Source organism: Cobetia sp. SIMBA_158 (assembly GCF_046566945.1).
GTDB lineage: Bacteria > Pseudomonadota > Gammaproteobacteria > Pseudomonadales > Halomonadaceae > Cobetia > Cobetia amphilecti.
Window position 1 is genome coordinate 1 of the sequence record NZ_JAWJYL010000515.1, and the last position, 264, is coordinate 264.

1 protein-coding gene is annotated in these 264 nt (G+C 40.2%); it reads right to left on the minus strand.

All coding sequences use genetic code 11. The annotated features are described in order from the left end of the window. Positions 1–39: 39 nt before the first annotated feature. Positions 40–264 (minus strand): hypothetical protein (locus R2R70_RS20900; RefSeq protein ID WP_410979035.1); only part of this gene is annotated, 225 nt, incomplete at its 5' end.

A 264-nucleotide genomic window follows, 5' to 3' on the forward strand; every position in this document is an offset into this window, starting at 1 on the left:
TGAGAGAGTCGATTGATCCAAAACAGCCCGCATGCTTGACTACTCCTTCCCGTATAACGATTTAAATCTTGTGATAAATCGAGAACGTTTCCCTTTTCGATTAGCTGGCATGTCCAAATCACCAGTTAGTGTATAAAAGCATTTATCTGCCTCATACGCCTTTTCACTGTCATATTCAATTTCTAATTCATAATCTGTGATCCCAAGATAGCTGCTTTGATCCAAGTCCACTTTTACGCCTGTCTCAATGTAAAAGGTTGTGCG